Origin of the sequence: Gemmatimonas sp., assembly GCF_036405635.1 — a bacterium.
In the GTDB taxonomy this organism is placed as follows: domain Bacteria; phylum Gemmatimonadota; class Gemmatimonadetes; order Gemmatimonadales; family Gemmatimonadaceae; genus Gemmatimonas.
The window spans coordinates 1-7,906 of sequence record NZ_DASWXE010000177.1; the positions used below are offsets into that span (position 1 = coordinate 1).

Consider the following 7,906-nt stretch of genomic DNA (forward strand, 5'->3'; position numbering starts at 1 on the left):
CAACAGCTCCGGGTACACACCAAGACTGGCGTTCACCAGGAACAACTGATCGTTGATCGCCGACACCTGCACCGGCTCCGGTCGCCCGGCGAGCAGCCACGACAACGCCTCGTCGATCTCCGTGGGCGCGCCATGTTCACGTGCGAAGAAGTTGAACGTGCCCTCGGGAATCACACCCATCGCACAACCGGTGGCGTGTGCGACCTGCGACACCGTGTTGATCGTTCCGTCGCCGCCCACTGCCACCACGGCGGAGTGTTCACGCTGCGCCTGCGCGGTGGCATCGCGCGCGACCTTCTCCAGTTCACCTGGGCCGGCCACCCAGAGACGCCCCGCGCGACCCGCCGCGTCCAGCGCCGACGTGATGGCTGTCTGGGTATCGTCGCTATCGGAGCTGCCCGCCTTGCCGTTGAGCACGAACTGCAGTGGCGCAGCTGCATCGAATGAGGGGCGCTGCATCCCTGACGGCGTCCCTGCAGGAACTGTCATCCGGCGCGAGACAACGGCTTCAGACGAGCGATCTGTGCAGCCTCTTTCGTGCGGAGCGCGTGCCAGAGATCCCAATCCTGCTGCAGACCGAGCCAGAAGTCCGCGCTCATGCCAGTAACCTGTGCCAGCCGGAGTGCGGTATCGGGCGTGACGCTCCGCTTCGCGTTGATCACTTCGTTCAATCGCGGGAAGGACACGCCAAGTTGGATCGCAAACGCGGACTGCGAGATCGCGAGCGGCTTGAGAAACTCCTCCAGCAACATCTCTCCCGGATGAGTAGGAGGGCGATGCGTGGGCAGGCGGCGCTGCACCAGCGACGTCCCCGCAACCGCCTTAGTGGTAGTCCGTGACTTCGACATCGTCGGCATAACCGTCCTCCCACCGGAAACAGATCCGGTACTGGTCGTTGATGCGGATACTGTGCTGCCCGCGTCGCGCTCCCTTCAACACTTCAAGGCGGTTCCCGGGCGGCACCGCCAGCTCCCGCAAATCGCGGACCCGATTGAGTTGGGTCAACTTTCTCGCCACCACGGGCCACAGGGTGCTGGGGCACACTTGCCGGGCACGGCGACTATCGACGCCGTTGAACAGGTCCTCGGTGGCCAAGTCGCTGAAGGAGCGTATCACACTATCTATTATAGCGGACCATATGATAGCACGCTATGTGTGCCCTACCCGAACACCAGCCCCCCGTCCACGATCAGGTTCTGTCCCGTCACGGCCCGCGACCACGGGCTGGCGAAGAACAGCACCGCATCCGCCAGCTCCGCGGGCGTGGTAACCCGGCGCAGCGGCGTACCGGCCGCAATGAGATCGAACACCGCATCGGGTGTGGCGGCACTGGCGTCGGTGGTTCTGAGCAACCCGCCCGACACCATGTTCACCGTGATCCCCTGCGGCCCCAGTTCAGCCGCCGCCGTGCGGGTGAGTGCCAACAGCGCCGACTTGGCCGCCGTGTAGTCGTGATACGGCACCACCGGATGCTGCACCAGATTGCTGCCAATCGTGATCACCCGACCAAAGCCGGTCGCCTTCATATCTGGGATGGCCGCCTGCAGCAACGTGAGCGCACCCACACAGGCGGTGCGTGTCTGATCCAGCAGATGGTCCGCGGTGAGTGTGGTGATGGTATCGCGCGCATCGCCATTGAACGCGTAGTCGGCGATGGCGTTGTGCACGAGCGTCGTGACGGGCCCCATCGTGCGGCGCACTTCATCGAACAGTGCACTCACCTGTTCGGCGTTTCGCACATCCGCCTGCAGCGCTCGGGTGCGTGGCCCCAATTCTGCCGCCAGCGCTTCGGCACGTTCACGGCTCGATCGATAGTTGATGACCACCTGCGCGCCTTCACGCGCAAACGCCGATGCGATGGCGGCGCCCAGTCCACGCGCCGCACCGGAAACGACGACAACCTGATCCTGCAGTAAATGCGACATATCAGCGGTTCCAGAGATTGTGGAAGTGATGCGTGGGGCCGTGGCCATGACCGACCGTGAGTTGATGCGCCGACGCGATGGCGTTGGTCACGTACTGCTTGGCAGCGCGCACCACCGAGTGCAGGTCACCACCACCGGCGAGACCCGCAGCGATGGCGGCGGACAGTGTGCAACCCGTGCCGTGCGTGTTGGCGGTGGACACACGTGGTGCGTCGAACCAGTGCACGCCCTCAGCGGTCATCAGACAGTCGGGACTGCGCTCTGCCGCGAGATGACCACCCTTGAGCAGTACAGCCTGCGGCCCGAGCGCGCGCAGCAGCGTGGCCTGCGTTTCCATCTCATCGCGCGTTGCTGCCACCGGCCTGTCCAGCAGGTGCGCGGCCTCGGCCAGGTTGGGTGTGATCACCGTGGCCAGCGGCAACAGTCGCGTGCGCACCGCGTCCACCGCATCAGGACGCAGCAGCTCGGCGCCACCCTTGGCGATCATCACCGGATCGAGCACGATCGGTCCGCGCATACGCTCGGCGAGTACATCGGCCACCGTGATGGCGATGTCGGCAGTGGCGATCATGCCGATCTTCACCGCGTCGATACGAATGTCGTCGAACAGCGCGTCGAGTTGCTGACGCACAAACGCTGGCGGCACCACATGCACACCGGACACACCCTGGGTGTTCTGCGCCGTGAGTGCGGTGAGTGCCGCCATGCCGTACACCTGCTGCGCGGCAAACGTCTTGAGGTCGGCCTGTATGCCCGCACCACCCGATGGATCCGACCCCGCAACGGAGAGCGCGTTGGGAATGCGCGAGCGCATGGTGTCATTCAGCTCTTCATCGATCGCACGACGCAGCGCGAACGCCGCCGCGCGGGGATCGGGCTGTCCACACACCGCCGATACCACCGCAATGCCATCCACCCCAGTGCGCATCACTCGCGCGACGTGTTCGAGATGCATGCCGCCAATGGCCACCGCCGGTAGCGTCGTCGCCGCCCGCGCCGCCTCGAGCCCCGCAAAGCCCAGCGCCGCTGCATGATCGGGCTTGGTGGGCGTGGCCAGCACCGGACTCATGCCCACATAGTCCACGAGCAGCGGATCGGCGGCAGCCGCCTGCGCCACTGTTTCACACGACAGGCCCACAATGGCCGATGGACCCATGCGCGCACGCACGGCCTGCGGTGTGAGGTCCGACTGCCCCACATGCACCCCGTGCGCACCGATGGCGAGCGCCGCGTCGATATCATCGTTGATGATGAGTGATACGCCCGTTCCCTGCAGCGCTTCCATCAACGCTCGGCCCATCACAATGCGCTCTTCCGTGGTGGCCGTCTTGTCGCGCAGTTGCACCATGGTGACACCACCAGCGACCGCTTCACGCACCGTGTGCAGCAGCCCTGCCTTGGCACACAGCTCCGGATCGGTGACGAGATAGAGACGCAGGCGATTGCGCATCATGCTCACGTCACGAGTCATGCGGCGCTCCACGACACACGCGTCGTGTCGGTGAGGTCGCCCGGCGTCACCGCCGCCAGCGCATCCAGGAATCGCCACGCGAACGAGCCGGGTCCCTTGCTCTGCTCGTGCGCGCGTGCGCCGGCTTCCGCGAACAACACCAGGGCTCCCACCGTCGCCTCGAGTGGAGCAGCGACTGCCGCAAACGCGCCCATGAGACAGGTGAGCGAGCAGCCGAGTGCCGTGACCTGCGGCATCCACGGCGAACCACCGGTGATCATCGCCACGCGCGTTCCGTCGGTCACCAGATCCATCGGGCCCGTCACCGCCACCACACTGCCGTGCTCCAGGGCCAGCGCACGAGCGGCTGCACTCGCTGCCGTCACCGGATCGGCTGCGTCCACACCGCGGGCCACCGTGTTACCACCAGCGAGCGCCAGAATCTCCGATGCATTGCCGCGCAGAATGGTGGGCAGGCGCGAGAGCAGGTCGCGGGCCACCGACGCGCGATACGCCGAGGCGTAGTGCGCCACCGGATCGAGCACCCACGGTGTGCCCATGGCGGTGGCGCCGTCGATGGCCGCCTTCATGCCGTCCACCCAGGCGGGCGACAGTGTGCCGATGTTGATGGTGACCGCGCGCGCAATGCCAGCGAACGCACCGCTCTCTTCGACCGTGTGAATCATGGCCGGCGCCGCACCGGCGGCGAGCAGTGTATTCGCCGCCATCTGCATCGCCACATAGTTGGTGATGCACTGCGTGAGCGGGGCCGACGCGCGCAACGCCGCAAGGGCGTCGGCGGGCGAGAGGCGGGGCGGTGTCGAGACTGGAGCGTCCATGTGTCCTCCAGCCAGCGAGGACAGACGCGCGCCACTCGCGGACGATGCCGGACGGTGGCCGCGACTCCCTACGCCAGCATGATCTGGGTCAGGTTCAAAGGGTGCTTCTCAGCCTCGCCGATCTACTGATCAACGGGACGCCCCTGTCGTATACCCAGAAATATAGCCCGTCACTTCGGGGGAAGAGGTCTTCACAGCCGAGCGGACTCATGGGCCCACCACCGACCACACGACGCGCGCCACAGCACGCCACCCAGGCGAATCGAACAGCAACACTTCTGCGCCCTGCTCGGCTATCACGGCCAGTCCTCCCCACAGCAACACGGGATGCACCGCCCCACGCGCAATTCGATCGTGCAGCATGGCCACGAGAATCCATACATCGGCCAGTACAAAAGCCAGCCAGAACTCCGGATTCGGCACCCACGGCATCCAATGACGGAATCGGAACCACGCTGGCCAGATCACCACCAACGTGGCAAGCAACATCCAACGTGCGTGCGCCTCGCGATTTCGACGTTGCAGATGGCCGGCAACCACCAGCAGGACAAATAGCAGGCCCGATGTAAAAACACCGAGCACCGCAGATATCGCGACATCACCGAGACCCAGGGACAGTTCGCGACGTACCTGTACCACACCAGCAGGGATCATGGTGATTGCCACGGATGCTGCCAATGGAATCCCCAACTGCCCGATACGACGATGCCAGCTCACATGACGCGTACGTATCAGTATCGGCTGCACGGCGAACAGCAGCACCCATGCCATCGCCAATGCGCCATGTACATGAAGGATCGCTGGCGCCTCGAACGTGCCTCCCGCCATGGGAGCGACATAGGTGCGCCCGAAACCGATCGCCACTGCCATCAGGGCGAGCACCGACATGCCGATGAAAAGCAGGGAACGATTCACAGTGATCCGCATCGACAACCTCAAGTGATCAAGCGACGCACAAATGTTACCGCCGGATGAGAGGCCATGGGAGGCACCCCTCGAACACGCATGTGCGTACCCCCACACCAGGACGTTATCGTTCAGGCGAACCCACCATTCACCACAGGCAACGCCCCATGCTCACCATCAGTGAGAAGTTCGCCCGACTCGGCACCGATCATGCGCCCGGACAGGAAGTCCGACAGGATCGGGTCGCACAGCACTCGGCCCTGCGTGGCGATGTGCTCGCCGGAACGCCGGTCGACTTCTCGCACGGTGACGTGAATGACGACGCCTTCGCACCAACACCCGGCGCGTTCGAGGAATTTGTCGCGGGTGTGGAGCGCGGCGGTTCGCAGGCGTACACCGAGTATCGTGGCGGTGCCGAATTGCGCGACAGCTTGGGCGAACGCCTCACGCGGTTCACGGGCAAACCGGTGTCCGGTGCCGATGAACTGATCATCACGCCGGGCACTCAGGGTGCACTGTTTCTCGCGCTCGGGGCCACGGTGAACACCGGTGATCGCGTGGCCGTGGTGCGTCCCGACTACTTCGCCAATCGCAAGCTGGTGGAGTTTCTGGGCGGTGTGGTCGTGCCGGTTCGCATGGACTACCTCGCGCACACCGATGGCGCGGGTCTCGATCTCGGCCAGCTCGAAGACGCCTTCAAGTCGGGTGTGAGGACCTTCCTCTTCTCCAACCCGAACAATCCAGCAGGCGTGGTCTACACGCACGCAGAAGTCGCGCGCATCGCCGAACTGGCCACCACGTATGGCGCGACGGTGATCGTCGATCAGTTGTACTCGCGCTTGCTGTACACGGGCAGCACATACACACACCTGCGCGCGTCCAGTATCGACGGGAATCAGGTCGTGACGATCATGGGTCCGTCCAAGACCGAGTCGCTGAGCGGGTATAGACTGGGTGTGGCGTTTGGCGCGCCGCACATCATCGACCGCATGGAGAAGCTGCAGGCGATCGTGTCGCTGCGCGCGCCGGGATATTCGCAGGCCGTGCTGCGCACCTGGTTCGCCGAGCCCGATGGCTGGCTGCACAATCGCATCGCCCTGCACCAAGCGCTGCGCGACGAGCTGCTCGGCGTGTTCGCCACCGTGCCCGGACTGGTGGTGCGTGCGCCGCAGGCCGGCAGCTATCTCTTCCCAAAGCTGCCGGCACTGGATGTACCGCTGTTCGACTTCGTGCGTGCGCTGCGTGTGCAGGCCGGCGTGACGGTGACCCCGGGGACGGAGTTCAGCCCGGAGAGCACCGACAGCATTCGCCTCAATTTTTCACAGAACCACGATGCGGCAGTCCAGGCGGCCCACCGCATCGCACAGTTGATCGATCGCTATCGCGCCTGAGGTGCGTTCAATGCCCGCTCAGGGCGCGGTCATCGAACGCAGCACCGGGTAGTACTGCGGCCCCGGCGAAACGCCGAGCACCGGGTCGAGGATGTTCCACCACATGAAGCCGTCGTCGGAGCGCGGATCCATGAGCAAGAACGTCAGTCGCGCGAGCGGCTGCTCCATGCTGATGATGACCGAGCCGGCCGGCAGCGTCTGCTGATTGGCTTCCCAGCTACCCGTCAGCGTGCGCGCGCGGTGTGTGCCCTGATAGTTCTGTTCGGCCAGCGTGTTGCCGGTGATGCGGAACCGCTCACCCGTGAACGCCATGTCGCGCTCGGTCACCGTGTACTTGATGCCATGCGCATCGAGTCGATCGGCGACACTCGCAATCATGCGCTGCGTGGGCGTACCACCCGGCGCACCAAAGCCACCCGGACGTGCGCCGCCGCGACCACCTGCGCCGCCCGGTGCACCAGCCGCCTGTGCAGGCGCTGCAGCCGGCGCCGAGGAGCCGGCCGGTTCCTGCGACACATTCGGAATCACCCACACACGCGGCGCAACACTGGTTTCGGTGGCCACGGCCGTGCCGAAGAACGGCAGCATTTCCGTGGTGCGATTGGTGTTGCCATCGGGGCGCATGCGATACGGACGATCGGCCACGTACGGATTGCGCACCGAGTTGGTGGGCGCAAAGACGATCTCGTACGGCTGCGGCGCCTTCACCAGTTGCTGGCGCACCGCGAGCTGCTGACCCACGATGGATTCTGCATTGGCCGCAGCGACGACTTCACGCACGCGGGTGCTGTTCTTCGACACGAAGTCGAGTGATTCCTCGAGGAACCAGTACGTCTCGGTGATGCGGGTCTTGAACGACGCGTACGAATAGGCCTCGGTGAGCAGGCCCAGGATATTCCGCACACCATAGTAGGTGGACGTGTAGCGCGGCTTGGCGAGCTCCGCGTCGGAGCGCCACGCGCGTTCGGCGCCAGTGCCCGACACACCACCATAGTAGAACCAGTCCGACCCGTGCTTGGCCTTCACTGCCTTGGTGATCTGCGGCAGCAACTCATCGCGCAGCAGGCTCATTTGCGCCTTCGAGTTGTTGGGGCTGAGCGACGTTTCGTACGTCATGTTGAAGCCGCTGTTGGAGCTGCCGTCGGTGGTGTGCAGATCCATCGCCACATGCGGCTGATACTCGGTGAGCAGCCGAGCCATGGAGCGCGCCTCGGCCGTCTCCATCTTGGTGCCATCACGATTGAGATCGAGCCCCAGCGCATTTTCGCGCGTGCCCATGCCACCCACCGGGCCCGCCTGACTGCCACGATTGGCCACGCTCACGCGCTCGTTGCCATCGGCGTTGTAGATGGGATTGATGAGCAGCACCGTGTTGCGCAGCCACGCGTTGCGCTC

At 64.9% G+C, this 7,906-nt stretch carries 9 protein-coding genes and 1 riboswitch; of the genes, 1 reads left to right on the forward strand and 8 read right to left on the reverse strand.

The window, feature by feature from the left end; translation table 11 throughout:
• The 7 genes from VGE27_RS14015 to VGE27_RS14040 all read right to left on the reverse strand — a co-directional run.
• Positions 1-459: acylglycerol kinase family protein (locus tag VGE27_RS14015; RefSeq protein ID WP_331050292.1), on the reverse strand; the 459-nt coding region annotated here is incomplete at its 3' end.
• 26 nt (positions 460-485) lie between these two features.
• Positions 486-857 (reverse strand): HigA family addiction module antitoxin, encoded by a 372-nt coding sequence (locus VGE27_RS14020; RefSeq protein WP_345788026.1) that lies wholly within the window; start codon positions 855-857, stop codon positions 486-488.
• Positions 823-1,116 carry a type II toxin-antitoxin system RelE/ParE family toxin gene (locus VGE27_RS19505; protein ID WP_345788027.1) on the reverse strand — a complete coding sequence of 98 codons (294 nt, stop codon included), beginning with the start codon at positions 1,114-1,116 and terminating at the stop codon, positions 823-825. The genes VGE27_RS14020 and VGE27_RS19505 overlap by 35 nt, the downstream gene beginning before the upstream one ends.
• A gap of 44 nt (positions 1,117-1,160) precedes the next feature.
• Entirely contained in the window at positions 1,161-1,925 is a 765-nt protein-coding gene (locus VGE27_RS14025; protein WP_331050294.1) for a 3-oxoacyl-ACP reductase, read from the reverse strand.
• Between the two features lies 1 nt (position 1,926).
• A complete protein-coding gene (thiD, locus tag VGE27_RS14030) occupies positions 1,927-3,396 on the reverse strand; it encodes a bifunctional hydroxymethylpyrimidine kinase/phosphomethylpyrimidine kinase (protein ID WP_331050295.1) in 1,470 nt (489 codons plus the stop codon).
• On the reverse strand, positions 3,393-4,214 hold the full coding sequence (gene thiM / locus VGE27_RS14035) for a hydroxyethylthiazole kinase (protein WP_331050296.1): 822 nt from the start codon (positions 4,212-4,214) through the stop codon (positions 3,393-3,395). Before thiM ends, thiD begins: the two co-directional genes overlap by 4 nt.
• A 48-nt stretch (positions 4,215-4,262) precedes the next feature.
• A riboswitch (TPP riboswitch) is annotated at positions 4,263-4,369 on the reverse strand.
• Between the two features lie 52 nt (positions 4,370-4,421).
• Positions 4,422-5,141: a hypothetical protein gene (locus VGE27_RS14040; RefSeq protein WP_331050297.1), complete on the reverse strand. Its 720-nt coding sequence runs from the start codon at positions 5,139-5,141 to the stop codon at positions 4,422-4,424.
• A 146-nt stretch (positions 5,142-5,287) separates the two neighbouring features.
• Here VGE27_RS14040 and VGE27_RS14045 point away from each other — a divergent pair, with 146 nt between their 5' ends.
• A complete protein-coding gene (locus tag VGE27_RS14045; RefSeq protein ID WP_331050298.1) occupies positions 5,288-6,511 on the forward strand; it encodes a pyridoxal phosphate-dependent aminotransferase in 1,224 nt (407 codons plus the stop codon).
• Positions 6,512-6,529: 18 nt separating this feature from the next.
• On the opposite strand, the gene VGE27_RS14050 is transcribed toward VGE27_RS14045, so the two are convergent.
• On the reverse strand, positions 6,530-7,906 hold a 1,377-nt coding region (locus VGE27_RS14050), incomplete at its 5' end, for a hypothetical protein (protein WP_331050299.1).